The organism is Micrococcus sp. EYE_212 (assembly GCF_023147585.1).
Classification (GTDB): domain Bacteria; phylum Actinomycetota; class Actinomycetes; order Actinomycetales; family Micrococcaceae; genus Micrococcus.
The window spans coordinates 59,672-73,419 of the sequence record NZ_JAHXOZ010000005.1 but is presented as its reverse complement, the minus strand read 5'-3'; the positions used below and the strand labels follow the sequence as shown (position 1 = coordinate 73,419).

Sequence of the window (13,748 nt, the reverse complement as noted above, 5' to 3'; positions counted from 1 at the left end):
CCCCACTCGCTGAACGGCATGCCCCGCCCGGCGACCGAGAGGTCCCCGGGCGGGGCGCCCCGGACGGGACGACCGGCCGGGATTTCCCCAACCCCGCACCATCCCAGTAGACTCAGTCGAGTTGTCAGCACGTCTCACGCGCGGCTGAACCGTCTTCTGACGATGAACCAGTTCTTAGGAGGAACTAGTGGCAAAGGCAAAGTTCGAGCGGACCAAGCCGCACGTCAACATCGGCACCATCGGCCACGTTGACCACGGCAAGACCACGCTGACCGCCGCCATCTCGAAGGTCCTGTACGACAAGTACCCGGACCTGAACGAGGCACGTGACTTCGCGACGATCGACTCGGCCCCCGAGGAGCGTCAGCGCGGCATCACGATCAACATCTCCCACGTGGAGTACCAGACCGACAAGCGCCACTACGCGCACGTCGACGCCCCCGGTCACGCCGACTACATCAAGAACATGATCACCGGCGCGGCGCAGATGGACGGCGCGATCCTCGTGGTCGCCGCCACCGACGGCCCCATGGCCCAGACGCGCGAGCACGTGCTGCTCGCCCGCCAGGTCGGCGTGCCGGCCCTGCTCGTGGCCCTGAACAAGTCGGACATGGTCGAGGACGAGGAGCTCCTCGAGCTCGTCGAGATGGAGGTCCGCGAGCTGCTGTCCTCCCAGGAGTTCGACGGCGACGACGCTCCCGTCATCCGCACCTCCGGCCTCAAGGCCCTGGAGGGCGACGAGAAGTGGGTCAAGACCGTCGAGGAGCTCATGGACGCCGTGGATGACTTCATCCCGGATCCGGTCCGCGACAAGGACAAGCCGTTCCTCATGCCCATCGAGGACGTCTTCACCATCACCGGCCGTGGCACCGTGGTGACCGGCCGCGCCGAGCGTGGCACCCTGGCCATCAACTCGGACGTGGAGATCGTGGGCATCCGCCCCGTGCAGAAGACCACCGTCACCGGCATTGAGATGTTCCACAAGCAGCTCGACGAGGCCTGGGCCGGCGAGAACTGCGGTCTGCTGCTCCGCGGCCTGAAGCGCGACGACGTCGAGCGCGGCCAGGTCGTGGTGAAGCCGGGCTCCATCACCCCGCACACCAACTTCGAGGCGAACGTCTACATCCTGTCCAAGGACGAGGGTGGCCGTCACAACCCGTTCTACTCGAACTACCGCCCGCAGTTCTACTTCCGCACCACCGACGTCACCGGCGTCATCACGCTGCCCGAGGGCACCGAGATGGTCATGCCCGGCGACACCACCGAGATGTCGGTCGAGCTGATCCAGCCGATCGCCATGGAGGAGGGCCTCGGCTTCGCCATCCGTGAGGGTGGCCGCACCGTGGGCTCCGGCCGCGTCACCAAGATCACCGCGTGATCTGACGTCCGCTCACTGAGCGGGCGGCCAGGCGAGGGCCCCCTCACCCGTACGGGTGAGGGGGCCCTCGCGCGTCCCCGCGCGGCGAGGCCGGAGTCGCGTCCGGTGGCCGGGCGTCGTGGAGGGCCTCCGACGCCCGGCTATGGTGGGGGCATGGACCTCCTCATCACCCTCCTCGTCGTCCTGGCCGTCGTGGCCGCCGTCGTCTGGGGCCTGCGCACCTTCCGCCCCGAGATCGAGCGGGCCCGCCGCATCCGCCGTGCCGAGCGCGGGGGAGAGCTGCGTCGATGAGCGCTCCCGGCCCGCGCACGCTGTTCCGCCTGGCCGCAGGCGCGGAGATGGTCACGTGGGCGCTGCTCCTCGCGGCCATGGCGCTCAAGTACAGCGGCACCACGGACGCCCTGATGGCGGCCGCCGGCGGCGTGCACGGGTTCGTCTTCCTCTGCTACGCCCTGATCACCGTGGCGGTGTGGATCGACGGCCGCTGGTCCGCGGGCCGGGGGCTGGCCGGCCTGGCCTCCTCCGTGGTGCCGTTCATGACGGTCCCCTTCGAGCGGTCCGCGGCCCGTCGCGGAGAGCCGGCGGAGTCCTGGCGCGCCCCGGCCCGTGCCGAGCACGAGCGCACCGCCCCTGAGCGCCTCGTCGTGGCCGTCCTGCGCCACCCGCTCGTCAGCGCCCTCGCCGCCGTCGTCCTCGTGGCCCTCGTCTTCACCCTGCTCCTGAACGCGGGACCGCCGACCGAGTGGGGCCGCTGAGGCCGTACGACGGGCCGCCCTGCGGCCGCGGGGGAGGGGCTCACCGGCCGATTGGCGTGGTGGGCCCTTCTCTGTCATACTGGATCAGTTGCTCAAGCGCCATTGTGCGGTCGTCGTGTGTCTCGCGGCGTCGCTCGGCCCAGACGCAGCGCATCCACTCCGACCGCGCCCTCAGGGCGCGTGCCTCCTCACCGAGGAGACACGCCCGAGTGCGTGGACCGGAGGCCGGCGGCGGCGAGGAACCCGGTGGAACCGGATTCGCCCCGCGCGGACGATGGACAAGAAGGCGGGCCCCCCGGGGTGCGCCGCACAGGGACAGGAACAGCACACCCGACGAGAGAGGCGTGACGCCATGGCGGGACAGAAGATCCGCATCCGGCTGAAGTCGTACGACCACGAGGTCATCGACGTCTCGGCCCGCAAGATCGTTGACACGGTCACGCGCGCAGGCGCGACGGTGGTGGGCCCCGTGCCCCTGCCGACAGAGAAGAACGTGTACTGCGTTATCCGTTCTCCCCACAAGTACAAGGACAGCCGCGAGCATTTCGAGATGCGCACCCACAAGCGGCTCATCGACATCATCGACCCGACCCCCAAGGCCGTCGACTCGCTCATGCGACTGGACCTGCCCGCGGACGTCAACATCGAGATCAAGCTCTGAGAGGGAGGTGCTGAGAGACTATGACCAACAACACCCAGAACGTGAAGGGCCTGCTGGGCACGAAGCTCGGCATGACCCAGGTCTGGGATGAGGAGAACAACCTCATCCCCGTGACCGTGGTCCAGGCTGACGCGAACGTCGTCACCCAGCTGCGCTCGGCCGAGACGGACGGCTACAGCGCCGTCCAGATCGCCTACGGCCAGATCGACCCCCGCCGCGTGACCAAGCCCCTGGCCGGTCACTTCGAGAAGGCCGGCGTCACGCCGCGCCGCCACCTCGTCGAGCTCCGCACCGCGGACGCCGCCGAGTACACGCTCGGCCAGGACGTGACCGTCGAGGTCTTCCAGGCCGGCCAGAAGGTCGACGTCGTCGGCACCACCAAGGGCAAGGGCTTCGCCGGCGCCATGAAGCGCCACGGCTTCTCCGGCGTGGGCGCCTCGCACGGTGCGCACAAGAACCACCGCAAGCCCGGCTCCGTGGGCGGCGCGTCCACCCCCGGTCGCGTGTTCAAGGGCCAGCGCATGCCCGGTCGCATGGGTGCCGTCCGCCAGACCACCATGAACCTGACGCTCCACGGCATCGACGTGGAGAACAACCTCCTGCTGATCAAGGGCGCTGTGCCCGGCTCCAAGGGCCAGGTCGTTCTCGTCCGCAGCGCCGTGAAGGGAGCCTGAGACCATGGCTGAGAACTCCGTGAAGACCGTCCAGGTCGAGCTGCCCGCCGAGATCTTCGACGTGCAGGCCAACGTCCCGCTGATGCACCAGGTCGTCGTGGCCCAGCTGGCCGCGGCCCGCCAGGGCACGCACAAGGTCAAGCGCCGCGGCGAGGTGTCCGGCGCCGGCCGCAAGCCGTTCAAGCAGAAGGGCACCGGTCGCGCCCGTCAGGGCTCCATCCGCGCCCCGCACATGACCGGCGGCGGCATCGTCCACGGCCCCACGCCGCGTGACTACTCGCAGCGCACCCCCAAGAAGATGAAGGCCGCCGCCCTCCGCGGCGCCCTGTCGGACCGCGCCCGCAACGGCCGCGTCCACGTCGTCGAGGCCCTCGTGTCCGGGACCACCCCGTCCACCAAGGCAGCCAAGGCGGGTCTCGAGTCGCTGAGCACCGGCCGGAAGAACATCCTGCTGGTGATCGACCGCGCCGACGACCTCACCGCCCTGTCCGCACGCAACCTGCCCGCGGTCCACACCCTCTACGCCGACCAGCTGAACACCTATGACGTGCTCGTCTCCGACGACGTCGTGTTCACCCAGGCGGCCTACGAGCAGTACGTGGCCCAGGCCTCCGGTGCCAAGAAGGAGGATGCCCAGTGAGCGGCTCCATCAACAAGGATCCCCGCGACGTGATCATCGCTCCCGTCGTGTCGGAGAAGAGCTACGGTCTGATCGACGAGGGCAAGTACACCTTCCTGGTCGACCCGCGCTCCAACAAGACCGAGATCAAGCAGGCGGTGGAGCGCATCTTCAACGTCGACGTCGCCTCGGTCAACACCCTGAACCGTCCCGGCAAGCGCCGCCGCACCCGCTTCGGGTGGGGTCAGCGCAAGTCGACCAAGCGAGCCATCATCTCGCTCAAGGACGGCGCGACCATCGACATCTTCGGAGGTCCGCTCGCCTCTTGAGGCGATGCGGAGACCACTTAATCGAGGAAGACACCCATGGCTATCCGTAAGTACAAGCCGACCACCCCGGGCCTTCGCGGCTCGTCCGTGGCCGACTTCGCAGAGATCACCCGGTCCACGCCGGAGAAGTCCCTTCTCCGCCCGCTGCACAAGACCGGCGGCCGCAACAACACGGGCCGCATCACGACCCGTCACAAGGGCGGCGGCCACAAGCGCCAGTACCGTCTGGTCGACTTCCGTCGCCACGACAAGGACGGCGTGCCCGCCACTGTCGCGCACATCGAGTACGACCCGAACCGCACCGCCCGCATCGCGCTCCTGCACTATGCGGACGGCGCCAAGCGCTACATCCTGGCCCCGGCCAAGCTGCAGCAGGGCGACACGGTGGAGGCCGGCCCGAACGCCGACATCAAGCCCGGCAACAACCTGCCGCTGCGCAACATCCCCGTGGGCACCACGATCCACGCGGTGGAGCTGCGTCCCGGCGGCGGTGCCAAGATGGCCCGCTCCGCCGGCGCCTCCGTGCAGCTCGTCGCCCGTGAGGGCAAGTACGCGCAGCTGCGCCTGCCCTCCGGCGAGATCCGCAACGTCGACGTCCGCTGCCGCGCGACGATCGGCGAGGTCGGCAACGCCGAGCAGTCGAACATCAACTGGGGCAAGGCCGGCCGCATGCGCTGGAAGGGCGTCCGCCCGACCGTCCGCGGCGTCGTCATGAACCCCGTCGACCACCCGCACGGCGGTGGCGAGGGCAAGACCTCCGGTGGTCGCCACCCGGTCAACCCCAACGGCAAGCCCGAGGGTCGCACCCGCCGCCCGAACAAGGAAAGCGACAAGCTCATCGTGCGTCGCCGCCGTACCGGCAAGAACAAGCGATAAGGGAGCTGAGAAGACATGCCTCGTAGCCTGAAGAAGGGCCCCTTCGTGGATCAGCACCTTTACCTCAAGGTTCTGGCCGAGAACGACAAGGGCAGCAAGAACGTCATCAAGACCTGGTCCCGCCGGTCGATGATCATCCCGGACATGCTGGGTCACACCATCGCCGTCCATGACGGCCGCAAGCACGTCCCGGTGTTCGTCACCGAGTCGATGGTGGGTCACAAGCTGGGCGAGTTCGCCCCCACCCGCACGTTCCGCGGCCACGTGAAGGACGACAAGAAGGGCAAGCGTCGCTGAGCCTCACGGCTCGCGGTGCTTGACCTTCGAGAGAAAGAGAGAAGCAATGGAAGCCAAGGCAATTGCGCGCCACCTGCGCGTGACGCCGATGAAGGCCCGGCGCGTCGTCGACCTGGTCCGTGGCAAGCAGGCCACCGAAGCGCTCGCCATCCTGAAGTTCGCCCAGCAGGGCGCTTCGGAGCCGGTGTTCAAGCTCGTGACCTCCGCGGTGGCGAACGCCCGAGTCAAGGCCGATCGCGAGGGCGTCGCCTTCAACGAGGACGCCCTGTACATCACGGAGGCCTTCGTGGACGAGGGCCCGACGATGAAGCGGTTCCAGCCCCGTGCTCAGGGCCGCGCGTTCCGCATCAACAAGCGCACCAGCCACGTCACCGTGGTGGTCGCATCCAAGGACGAGAAGGGTGGGAACTGACCAATGGGACAGAAGATCAACCCCAACGGGTTCCGCCTCGGCATCACCACCGACCACGTCTCGCACTGGTTCGCGGACTCCCACAAGGAGGGCCAGCGCTACGCTGACTTCCTCAAGGAGGACATCAAGATCCGCGAGCTGATGACCCACGGCATGGAGCGCGCCGGCATCTCCAAGGTGGAGATCGAGCGCACCCGTGACCGCGTGCGGGTGGACATCCACACCGCCCGCCCGGGCATCGTGATCGGTCGCCGCGGCGCAGAGGCCGACCGCATCCGCGGTGAGCTCGAGAAGCTCACCCGCAAGCAGATCCAGCTGAACATCCTCGAGGTCAAGAACCCCGAGACCGATGCGCAGCTCGTCGCCCAGGGCGTCGCGGAGCAGCTCGCCTCGCGCGTGGCCTTCCGCCGCGCGATGAAGAAGGCCATCCAGTCCGCCATGCGGGCCGGGGCCCAGGGCATCCGCATCCAGTGCGCCGGCCGTCTCGGCGGCGCCGAGATGAGCCGTTCGGAGTTCTACCGCGAGGGCCGCGTGCCGCTGCACACCCTCCGCGCGAACATCGACTTCGGCAAGTTCGAGGCGAAGACCACCTTCGGCCGCATCGGCGTGAAGGTCTGGATCTACAAGGGCGACCTGACCGCCAAGGAGCTCGCGGCCAAGGAGGCGGCCCAGCCGTCCGGCCGCGGCCGTGGCCGTGACGACCGTCGCGGCGGCGCCCCCGCCGGCGGCGAGCGCCGCCGTCGCAATGACCGTGCCGAGCGTGCTCCCCGCCAGGAGAACGCCGGCGCCGGCGCCGAGACCCCGGCCGCCGCTCCCGCTGAAGGAGGCAACGCCTGATGCTGATCCCCCGTCGCGTCAAGCACCGCAAGCAGCACCACCCCAAGCGTTCCGGCGCCGCCAAGGGCGGCACCACCGTGACGTTCGGCGAGTGGGGCATCCAGGCGCTCACGCCGGCCTACGTGACCAACCGTCAGATCGAGGCCGCCCGTATCGCCATGACCCGCTACATCAAGCGTGGCGGCAAGGTCTGGATCAACATCTATCCGGACCGCCCGCTGACCAAGAAGCCCGCCGAGACCCGCATGGGCTCCGGCAAGGGCTCCACGGAGTGGTGGGTCGCCAACGTCAAGCCCGGACGCGTGCTGTTCGAGCTCTCGGGCGTCTCCGAGGACGTGGCCCGCGAGGCGCTGCGTCTGGCCATCCACAAGCTGCCGCTGAAGGCCCGAATCATCCGTCGAGAGGGTGGTGAGTGATCCATGGCCATCGGTACCAAGGATCTGAACGTCGAGTCCCTGGACGGACAGGACAACGCGAGCCTGCTGGAGGCCCTCAAGGCCTCCAAGGAGGAGCTGTTCAACCTGCGCTTCCAGGCCGCCACCGGCCAGCTGGACAACGCCAGCCGGCTGAAGACCGTCAAGCGTGACATCGCGCGCATCTACACGATCCTGCGCGAGCGCGAGCTGGGCATCCGTGGCGATGTCCCCGCCGCGGCGCAGGCTGAGCCGAAGAACGAGGAGGCTGCCCAGTGACCGAGCAGACCGCTGCCAGCACCGAGGAGCGCGGCTACCGCAAGGCGCTCCGCGGCGTCGTCGTGTCCGACAAGATGGACAAGACCATCGTCGTCGAGGTCGAGGACCGCAAGAAGCACGCCCTGTACGGCAAGGTGCTCAAGTCGTCGAAGCGCGTGAAGGCGCACGACGAGGAGAACACCGCCGGCGTGGGCGACCGCGTCCGCATCGCCGAGACCCGCCCGCTGTCCGCCTCCAAGCGGTGGCGCCTGGTGGAGATCGTCGAGCGCGCCAAGTGATGCCCGCGGTCCGGTGAGCCCGGACCGCACCACAGAGCCGCCCCGTGCATCAGCACGGGGCGGCTCTGTGCTAGAGTGGAGTGTTCGTGCGCCCTTTGTTGGCAGGACCATCCATCCTGCGTGCCGAGGGTGTCGCACGCCGATCCCGGATCCGCCTCGGCCCTGCCCCGCGCATCGATCCGCGTCCATGAGCCCGCAGCTGTCTGAAAACGCTGTGCGGCCCGTGCCGCGGAGACGTCCGCCACGGGGGCAGGGGTAAGCGTCCCGGGATGACCGTTCAACCGTTCCGCAAGGCTCGCCCAACAGTGGGGGAGAACCGGCGCGACGCTAGGAGAGACAAGTGATCCAGCAGGAGTCGCGGCTCAAGGTCGCCGACAACACCGGTGCGAAGGAGATCCTGACCATCCGTGTTCTCGGTGGCTCAGGACGCCGCTACGCAGGAATCGGCGACACGATTGTCGCCACCGTCAAGGACGCCATCCCCGGCGGCAACGTCAAGAAGGGCGATGTCGTCAAGGCCGTGGTGGTGCGGACCCGCAAGGAGTCCCGCCGTCCCGACGGCTCGTACATCCGCTTCGATGAGAACGCGGCCGTGATCCTCAAGACCGACGGCGAGCCCCGTGGCACGCGCATCTTCGGTCCCGTGGGGCGCGAGCTGCGCGACAAGCGCTTCATGAAGATCGTGTCGCTCGCCCCGGAGGTGATCTGACCCTCATGGCCAAGATCAAGAAGGATGACCTCGTGCAGGTCATCGCAGGCAAGGACAAGGGCAAGCAGGGCAAGGTCCTGCGCGTCTTCCCCGCCGACGAGCGAGTGCTGGTGGAGGGCGTCAACCGCGTCACCAAGCACCTGCGCGCCGGCCAGAACAACAACGGCTCCACCGAGGGCGGCCTGCAGGTCGTCGAGGCCCCGATCCACATCTCGAACGTGGCCGTCGTGGACCCCGAGACCCAGAAGCCGACCCGTGTGGGCTACCGCTTCGAGACCGTCCAGAAGGGCGGCGAGGACGTCACCGTGAAGGTGCGCTTCGCCAAGTCCTCGGGGAAGGAGCTGTGATGACCGAGGTGCAGCAGACCGAGAAGGTCACCCCGCGTCTGAAGGCCAAGTACCGCGACGAGATCCGCGGCGGCCTCCAGGAGCAGTTCCAGTACGCGAACGTCATGCAGGTGCCGGGCCTCGTGAAGGTCGTCGTGAACATGGGTGTCGGCGAGGCCGCCAAGGACTCCAAGATCATCGACGGCGCCGTCACGGACCTCACCGCGATCACCGGCCAGAAGCCGATGGTCACCAAGGCCCGCAAGTCCATCGCGCAGTTCAAGCTGCGTGAGGGCATGCCGATCGGCACGCACGCCACCCTCCGTGGCGACCGCATGTGGGAGTTCCTGGACCGCCTCGTCACGCTCGCGCTCCCGCGCATCCGTGACTTCCGCGGCCTGTCCGACCGCCAGTTCGACGGCAACGGCAACTACACTTTCGGCCTGTCCGAGCAGACCGTGTTCCACGAGATCGATCAGGACAAGATCGACCGCGTGCGCGGCATGGACATCACCGTGGTGACCACCGCCAAGAACGACGACGAGGGCCGCGCGCTGCTGAAGGCGCTGGGCTTCCCGTTCAAGACCGACCAGTAAGACCTCCGCGCCACAGGTCCCCCACCGGTGAACCGGTGCGGGAAACCACGGCGAGAAAGGGCGGAAGCCCACATGACCATGACCGATCCCGTCGCAGACATGCTCACCCGTCTGCGCAACGCCAATTCGGCCTACCACGACACCGTGTCCATGCCGTCCTCCAAGCTGAAGACCCGCCTCGCGGAGATCCTCAAGGCAGAGGGCTACATCCAGGACTGGCGTGAAGAGGAAGCCGAGGTCGGCAAGAAGCTGACCATCGACCTGAAGTTCGGCCCGCAGCGTGAGCGCGCGATCGCCGGCCTGCGTCGTATCTCCAAGCCGGGCCTTCGCGTGTACGCGAAGTCCACCACCCTGCCCCACGTGCTGGGCGGCCTCGGCATCGCCATCCTGTCCACCTCCTCGGGTCTGCTCACGGACCGCCAGGCCGCCAAGAAGGGCGTGGGTGGGGAAGTCCTCGCCTACGTCTGGTGACGGGCGAGACGGAAGAAAGGCTGAACTGATATGTCGCGAATCGGACGTCTGCCGATCACCATCCCGAGCGGCGTCGATGTCACCATCGACGGCGCCCGCGTCTCCGTGAAGGGCCCCAAGGGCCAGCTGGAGCACACGCTGCCCACGCCCATCACGGCCACCCTCGAGGAGGGGCAGGTCATCGTGGCCCGTCCCGACGACGAGCGCGAGTCCCGCTCCCTCCACGGCCTGTCCCGCACCCTGATCAGCAACATGGTCGAGGGCGTGACCAACGGCTTCTCCAAGCAGCTCGAGGTCGTCGGCACCGGCTACCGCGTGCAGGCCAAGGGTCAGGACCTCGAGTTCGCCCTGGGCTACTCCCACCCCGTCCCGGTGAAGTGCCCCGAGGGCATCGCGTTCACCGTCGCGGGCAACACGGTGACCGTCGCCGGCATCGACAAGCAGAAGGTCGGCGAGACCGCCGCCAACATCCGCAAGCTGCGTCGCCCTGACCCGTACAAGGGCAAGGGCGTCCGCTATGCGGGCGAGCAGATCCGCCGCAAGGCCGGAAAGGCAGGTAAGTGATGTCTACTCTGAAGGTGAAGGGCAAGGGCAAGTTCAACGCCCGCACCCGCCGCCACCTCCGGGTGCGCAAGCGGATCTCCGGCACCACCGTCCGTCCCCGCCTCGTCGTCAATCGCTCCGCGCGCCACATGTTCGTGCAGATCGTGGACGACACGCAGAGCCGCACGCTCGCCTCTGCCTCCACCATGGAGGCCGACGTGCGCGCGCTCGAGGGCGACAAGACGGCCAAGGCCAAGCGCGTCGGCGAGCTCGTCGCCCAGCGTGCCCAGGCCGCCGGCATCGACGCCGTGGTCTTCGACCGCGGCGGCAACAAGTACCACGGGCGCGTTGCGGCCGTGGCCGACGGTGCGCGAGAGGGTGGGCTGAAGCTGTGAGCGAGAACAACAACGAGAAGGGCACCCAGGTGACCGAGACCACCGAGACCCCCGTGTCCGAGACCGCCTCGGGCTCGGCCAGCCACACCACCGAGCGTTCCGCCGGCGGCCGTGGCGGTCGCGACGGCGGTCGCGGCGGGCGTGACGGAGACCGTCGCGGTCGTCGTGACGACCGCAACGGTCGCGGCAACGACGAGGAGAAGGACGCGTTCCTCGAGCGCGTCGTCGCCATCAACCGCGTGTCCAAGGTCGTCAAGGGCGGCCGCCGCTTCTCCTTCACCGCCCTCGTGGTGGTGGGTGACGGCGACGGCACCGTCGGTGTGGGCTACGGCAAGGCGAAGGAGGTCCCCGCCGCGATCCAGAAGGCCGTGGAGGAGGCCAAGAAGTCCTTCTTCCGCGTGCCCCGCGTGGGCTCCACCATCCCGCACCTCGTGCAGGGTGAGGACGCCGCCGGCGTCGTGCTGCTGCGTCCGGCGTCCCCGGGTACCGGCGTGATCGCCGGCGGTCCGGTGCGCGCCGTGCTGGAGTGCGCCGGCATCCATGACGTGCTCTCCAAGTCCATGGGCTCCGTGAACGCCATCAACATCGTCCGCGGCACCGTGGACGCGCTGAAGCGCCTCGAGGAGCCCCAGGCCGTCGCGGCCCGCCGCGGCAAGTCCCTGGACGAGATCGCGCCCCACGCGATGCTGCGCACCATGGAGAACGACCGCGCCAAGAAGAGCGCGCAGAAGGCAGGTGTGTGAGCTGTGTCTGAGCCCACTCGCAAGAACGTCCAGCCCTCGGACGCCACTCTGGTGATCACCCAGACCCGTGGCGTGACGGGGACCAAGCAGAACCAGCGGGACACCCTCCGCTCGCTCGGCCTCAAGCGGATCGGCCACCAGGTCACCCGCAAGGCTGACGCGGCGACCGTGGGCATGGTCAACACCGTGCCGCACCTGGTGTCCGTGGAGGAGGTCAACCATGGCTGAGAACGACGCCATCAAGATCCACGACCTGCGTCCTGCCCCCGGAGCCAAGACCGCCAAGACCCGCGTGGGTCGAGGCGAGGGCTCCAAGGGCAAGACCGCCGGCCGTGGCACCAAGGGCACGAAGTCCCGCTACCAGGTCCGCGTGGGCTTCGAGGGCGGCCAGCTGCCCCTGCACATGCGCCTGCCGAAGCTTCGCGGCTTCAAGAACCCGTTCCGCACCGAGTACCAGGTGGTCAACCTGGACAAGCTCTCGGTGCACTTCCCGCAGGGCGGTGAGGTGTCCGTGGACGCCCTCGTCGCCGCGGGCCTCGTCCGCAAGAACCAGCCCGTGAAGGTGCTGGGGACCGGCGAGATCACCGTTCCGGTGCAGGTCACCGCGAACGCCTTCTCCGCCTCCGCGGTCGAGAAGATCGCGGCGGCCGGCGGCTCGACGCAGACCGTCTGATCCGTTGATCGACCACACGGGCCCCGGGCCCGGGGCCATCCGCCCCGGCCCGGGGCCTTCGTGCTCCGTGTAGACTCGCACGGTGGCCCGCCCGGTGCGGCGGGCCCTCGTGCGTCCCCCGCGTGGGGGAGCGCCGAACCCCCACCCCCCGCAGGAGGACATGTGTTCAAGGCCATCGCGCGGATCGCCCGGACGCCGGACCTGAGGCGGAAGATCTTCTTCACGCTCGGTCTCATCGCGGTCTACCGGCTCGGGGCCTTCGTGCCCTCCCCGGGTGTGGACTACGCGGCGGTGCAGACCTGCCTGGCCTCCGGCAGCACCACCGGGGGCCTCTACTCGTTCGTGAACATGTTCTCGGGCGGGGCGCTGCTCCAGGTCTCGGTCTTCGCGCTGGGGATCATGCCGTACATCACGGCCTCCATCATCGTCCAGCTGCTGCGCGTGGTGATCCCGCGCTTCGAGCAGCTCCACCAGGAGGGGCCGCAGGGCCAGGCCACCCTGACGCAGTACACCCGGTACCTCACCATCGCGCTCGCTCTCCTCCAGGCCACCACCATGACGTCGCTGGCCCGTTCCGGCGCGCTGCTCAACTGCAGCATCCCCCTCCTGCGGGACGACTCGCTGCTCACCGTCCTCCTCGTGGTGATCGTCCTGGCCACCGGCTGCGTCGTCGTGATGTGGCTGGGCGAGCGGATCACGGAGAACGGGGTCGGCAACGGCATCTCCCTGCTGATCTTCGCCTCGATCGCGGCGAGCTTCCCGTCCGGCATCGCGCAGGTGCTGCAGACCCAGGGGTGGCGCACGTTCGCCGTCGTGATGGTGGTCGGCCTCCTGACGATGCTGGCCATCGTGTTCGTGGAGGAGTCCCAGCGCCGGATCCCGGTGCAGTACGCGAAGCGGCAGATCGGTTCGCGCACCGTGGGCGGCTCGAGCACGTTCATCCCGATCAAGGTCAACATGGCCAACGTGATCCCGGTGATCTTCGCGTCCTCCGTGCTGATGCTCCCGGGCATCCTGATCCAGTTCAACACCCCGCAGGACGGCTCCGCGCCGCCCGCATGGGTGGGCTTCCTCAGCACGTACTTCTCCGGGGGGGACCACCCCGTCTACATGGCGCTGTACCTGCTGCTGATCATCGGCTTCACCTACTTCTACGTCTCCATCACGTTCAACCCGCAGGAGATCTCGGACAACATGAAGCGGTACGGCGGCTTCATCCCGGGTGTGCGGGCGGGGCGCCCCACGGAGCGCTACCTCCAGTACGTCATCAGCCGGATCACGCTCCCCGGTGCCCTGTATCTGGGTATCGTGGCCATGATCCCGCTGATCGCCTTCGTGCTGATCGGCGCCAACCAGAACTTCCCGTTCGGCGGCACGTCCATCCTCATCATGGTGGGCGTGGGCCTCCAGACGGTGAAGCAGATCAACGCGCAGATGGAGCAGCGCCACTATGAGGGCCTGCTGCGCTGAGCGGCCGCCACGGA

24 protein-coding genes are annotated in these 13,748 nt (G+C 68.4%); all 24 read left to right on the top strand.

Annotated elements, in window-relative coordinates; all coding sequences use genetic code 11:
• The first annotated feature begins 187 nt into the window (after window positions 1-187).
• Window positions 188-1,378, top strand: a complete 1,191-nt coding sequence (gene tuf / locus KZX60_RS04930) for an elongation factor Tu (protein ID WP_248116035.1) — start codon at window positions 188-190, stop codon at window positions 1,376-1,378.
• A 153-nt stretch (window positions 1,379-1,531) separates the two neighbouring features.
• Window positions 1,532-1,669, top strand: a complete 138-nt coding sequence (locus KZX60_RS04925) for a hypothetical protein (protein WP_248116033.1) — start codon at window positions 1,532-1,534, stop codon at window positions 1,667-1,669.
• Window positions 1,666-2,133: a DUF3817 domain-containing protein gene (locus KZX60_RS04920; RefSeq protein WP_248116031.1), complete on the top strand. Its 468-nt coding sequence runs from the start codon at window positions 1,666-1,668 to the stop codon at window positions 2,131-2,133. The genes KZX60_RS04925 and KZX60_RS04920 overlap by 4 nt, the downstream gene beginning before the upstream one ends.
• Window positions 2,134-2,485: 352 nt before the next feature.
• Window positions 2,486-2,794 (top strand): 30S ribosomal protein S10, encoded by a 309-nt coding sequence (rpsJ, locus tag KZX60_RS04915; protein ID WP_002857463.1) that lies wholly within the window; start codon window positions 2,486-2,488, stop codon window positions 2,792-2,794.
• A gap of 20 nt (window positions 2,795-2,814) precedes the next feature.
• Complete coding sequence (rplC, locus tag KZX60_RS04910; protein ID WP_248116029.1) at window positions 2,815-3,468, top strand: 50S ribosomal protein L3; 654 nt, start codon at window positions 2,815-2,817, stop codon at window positions 3,466-3,468.
• A 4-nt stretch (window positions 3,469-3,472) separates the two neighbouring features.
• Entirely contained in the window at window positions 3,473-4,108 is a 636-nt protein-coding gene (rplD, locus tag KZX60_RS04905) for a 50S ribosomal protein L4 (protein ID WP_248116027.1), read from the top strand.
• A complete protein-coding gene (gene rplW, locus KZX60_RS04900) occupies window positions 4,105-4,416 on the top strand; it encodes a 50S ribosomal protein L23 (protein WP_248116025.1) in 312 nt (103 codons plus the stop codon). Before rplD ends, rplW begins: the two co-directional genes overlap by 4 nt.
• A 36-nt stretch (window positions 4,417-4,452) precedes the next feature.
• On the top strand, window positions 4,453-5,292 hold the full coding sequence (gene rplB / locus KZX60_RS04895) for a 50S ribosomal protein L2 (protein WP_248116023.1): 840 nt from the start codon (window positions 4,453-4,455) through the stop codon (window positions 5,290-5,292).
• Window positions 5,293-5,307: 15 nt separating this feature from the next.
• On the top strand, window positions 5,308-5,589 hold the full coding sequence (gene rpsS / locus KZX60_RS04890) for a 30S ribosomal protein S19 (RefSeq protein ID WP_248116020.1): 282 nt from the start codon (window positions 5,308-5,310) through the stop codon (window positions 5,587-5,589).
• 46 nt (window positions 5,590-5,635) lie between these two features.
• Window positions 5,636-6,001: a 50S ribosomal protein L22 gene (gene rplV, locus KZX60_RS04885; RefSeq protein ID WP_248116018.1), complete on the top strand. Its 366-nt coding sequence runs from the start codon at window positions 5,636-5,638 to the stop codon at window positions 5,999-6,001.
• Window positions 6,002-6,004: 3 nt separating this feature from the next.
• Window positions 6,005-6,838 (top strand): 30S ribosomal protein S3, encoded by an 834-nt coding sequence (gene rpsC / locus KZX60_RS04880; RefSeq protein WP_248116016.1) that lies wholly within the window; start codon window positions 6,005-6,007, stop codon window positions 6,836-6,838.
• Window positions 6,838-7,254 carry a 50S ribosomal protein L16 gene (gene rplP, locus KZX60_RS04875; protein ID WP_248116014.1) on the top strand — a complete coding sequence of 139 codons (417 nt, stop codon included), beginning with the start codon at window positions 6,838-6,840 and terminating at the stop codon, window positions 7,252-7,254. The genes rpsC and rplP overlap by 1 nt, the downstream gene beginning before the upstream one ends.
• A gap of 3 nt (window positions 7,255-7,257) precedes the next feature.
• Window positions 7,258-7,530: a 50S ribosomal protein L29 gene (rpmC, locus tag KZX60_RS04870; RefSeq protein ID WP_248116012.1), complete on the top strand. Its 273-nt coding sequence runs from the start codon at window positions 7,258-7,260 to the stop codon at window positions 7,528-7,530.
• Window positions 7,527-7,808 (top strand): 30S ribosomal protein S17, encoded by a 282-nt coding sequence (rpsQ, locus tag KZX60_RS04865; RefSeq protein WP_298711718.1) that lies wholly within the window; start codon window positions 7,527-7,529, stop codon window positions 7,806-7,808. The genes rpmC and rpsQ overlap by 4 nt, the downstream gene beginning before the upstream one ends.
• 340 nt (window positions 7,809-8,148) lie before the next feature.
• The gene (gene rplN, locus KZX60_RS04860) at window positions 8,149-8,517 is read left to right on the top strand and encodes a 50S ribosomal protein L14 (protein WP_248116010.1); all 369 of its coding nucleotides are present in this window, start codon (window positions 8,149-8,151) and stop codon (window positions 8,515-8,517) included.
• A gap of 5 nt (window positions 8,518-8,522) precedes the next feature.
• Complete coding sequence (gene rplX / locus KZX60_RS04855) at window positions 8,523-8,864, top strand: 50S ribosomal protein L24 (RefSeq protein ID WP_248116008.1); 342 nt, start codon at window positions 8,523-8,525, stop codon at window positions 8,862-8,864.
• On the top strand, window positions 8,864-9,439 hold the full coding sequence (gene rplE / locus KZX60_RS04850; protein WP_248116006.1) for a 50S ribosomal protein L5: 576 nt from the start codon (window positions 8,864-8,866) through the stop codon (window positions 9,437-9,439). Before rplX ends, rplE begins: the two co-directional genes overlap by 1 nt.
• A 72-nt stretch (window positions 9,440-9,511) precedes the next feature.
• Window positions 9,512-9,910: a 30S ribosomal protein S8 gene (rpsH, locus tag KZX60_RS04845; RefSeq protein ID WP_248116004.1), complete on the top strand. Its 399-nt coding sequence runs from the start codon at window positions 9,512-9,514 to the stop codon at window positions 9,908-9,910.
• A gap of 30 nt (window positions 9,911-9,940) precedes the next feature.
• Window positions 9,941-10,474 carry a 50S ribosomal protein L6 gene (gene rplF, locus KZX60_RS04840; protein ID WP_248116002.1) on the top strand — a complete coding sequence of 178 codons (534 nt, stop codon included), beginning with the start codon at window positions 9,941-9,943 and terminating at the stop codon, window positions 10,472-10,474.
• The gene (rplR, locus tag KZX60_RS04835) at window positions 10,474-10,848 is read left to right on the top strand and encodes a 50S ribosomal protein L18 (protein WP_248116000.1); all 375 of its coding nucleotides are present in this window, start codon (window positions 10,474-10,476) and stop codon (window positions 10,846-10,848) included. Before rplF ends, rplR begins: the two co-directional genes overlap by 1 nt.
• Complete coding sequence (rpsE, locus tag KZX60_RS04830; RefSeq protein WP_248115998.1) at window positions 10,845-11,591, top strand: 30S ribosomal protein S5; 747 nt, start codon at window positions 10,845-10,847, stop codon at window positions 11,589-11,591. Before rplR ends, rpsE begins: the two co-directional genes overlap by 4 nt.
• A gap of 3 nt (window positions 11,592-11,594) precedes the next feature.
• On the top strand, window positions 11,595-11,819 hold the full coding sequence (gene rpmD, locus KZX60_RS04825; protein WP_248115996.1) for a 50S ribosomal protein L30: 225 nt from the start codon (window positions 11,595-11,597) through the stop codon (window positions 11,817-11,819).
• Window positions 11,812-12,264 carry a 50S ribosomal protein L15 gene (rplO, locus tag KZX60_RS04820; protein ID WP_248115994.1) on the top strand — a complete coding sequence of 151 codons (453 nt, stop codon included), beginning with the start codon at window positions 11,812-11,814 and terminating at the stop codon, window positions 12,262-12,264. The genes rpmD and rplO overlap by 8 nt, the downstream gene beginning before the upstream one ends.
• A gap of 162 nt (window positions 12,265-12,426) precedes the next feature.
• Entirely contained in the window at window positions 12,427-13,734 is a 1,308-nt protein-coding gene (gene secY, locus KZX60_RS04815; protein WP_248115992.1) for a preprotein translocase subunit SecY, read from the top strand.
• The last annotated feature ends 14 nt before the right edge of the window (window positions 13,735-13,748 follow it).

Bases quoted from the DNA above. Each gene is read 5' to 3' on its own strand.
- rplE (WP_248116006.1), top strand. From the start codon at position 8,864: ATGACCGAGGTGCAGCAGACCGAGAAGGTCACCCCGCGTCTGAAGGCC.
- rplR (WP_248116000.1), top strand. From the start codon at position 10,474: ATGTCTACTCTGAAGGTGAAGGGCAAGGGCAAGTTCAACGCCCGCACC.
- rpsH (WP_248116004.1), top strand. From the start codon at position 9,512: ATGACCATGACCGATCCCGTCGCAGACATGCTCACCCGTCTGCGCAAC.
- rplV (WP_248116018.1), top strand. From the start codon at position 5,636: ATGGAAGCCAAGGCAATTGCGCGCCACCTGCGCGTGACGCCGATGAAG.
- KZX60_RS04920 (WP_248116031.1), top strand. From the start codon at position 1,666: ATGAGCGCTCCCGGCCCGCGCACGCTGTTCCGCCTGGCCGCAGGCGCG.
- rplC (WP_248116029.1), top strand. From the start codon at position 2,815: ATGACCAACAACACCCAGAACGTGAAGGGCCTGCTGGGCACGAAGCTC.
- rplX (WP_248116008.1), top strand. From the start codon at position 8,523: ATGGCCAAGATCAAGAAGGATGACCTCGTGCAGGTCATCGCAGGCAAG.
- rplF (WP_248116002.1), top strand. From the start codon at position 9,941: ATGTCGCGAATCGGACGTCTGCCGATCACCATCCCGAGCGGCGTCGAT.
- rpsC (WP_248116016.1), top strand. From the start codon at position 6,005: ATGGGACAGAAGATCAACCCCAACGGGTTCCGCCTCGGCATCACCACC.
- rplD (WP_248116027.1), top strand. From the start codon at position 3,473: ATGGCTGAGAACTCCGTGAAGACCGTCCAGGTCGAGCTGCCCGCCGAG.
- rplO (WP_248115994.1), top strand. From the start codon at position 11,812: ATGGCTGAGAACGACGCCATCAAGATCCACGACCTGCGTCCTGCCCCC.
- rpmC (WP_248116012.1), top strand. From the start codon at position 7,258: ATGGCCATCGGTACCAAGGATCTGAACGTCGAGTCCCTGGACGGACAG.
- KZX60_RS04925 (WP_248116033.1), top strand. From the start codon at position 1,532: ATGGACCTCCTCATCACCCTCCTCGTCGTCCTGGCCGTCGTGGCCGCC.
- rpsS (WP_248116020.1), top strand. From the start codon at position 5,308: ATGCCTCGTAGCCTGAAGAAGGGCCCCTTCGTGGATCAGCACCTTTAC.
- rplB (WP_248116023.1), top strand. From the start codon at position 4,453: ATGGCTATCCGTAAGTACAAGCCGACCACCCCGGGCCTTCGCGGCTCG.
- rplP (WP_248116014.1), top strand. From the start codon at position 6,838: ATGCTGATCCCCCGTCGCGTCAAGCACCGCAAGCAGCACCACCCCAAG.
- rpsJ (WP_002857463.1), top strand. From the start codon at position 2,486: ATGGCGGGACAGAAGATCCGCATCCGGCTGAAGTCGTACGACCACGAG.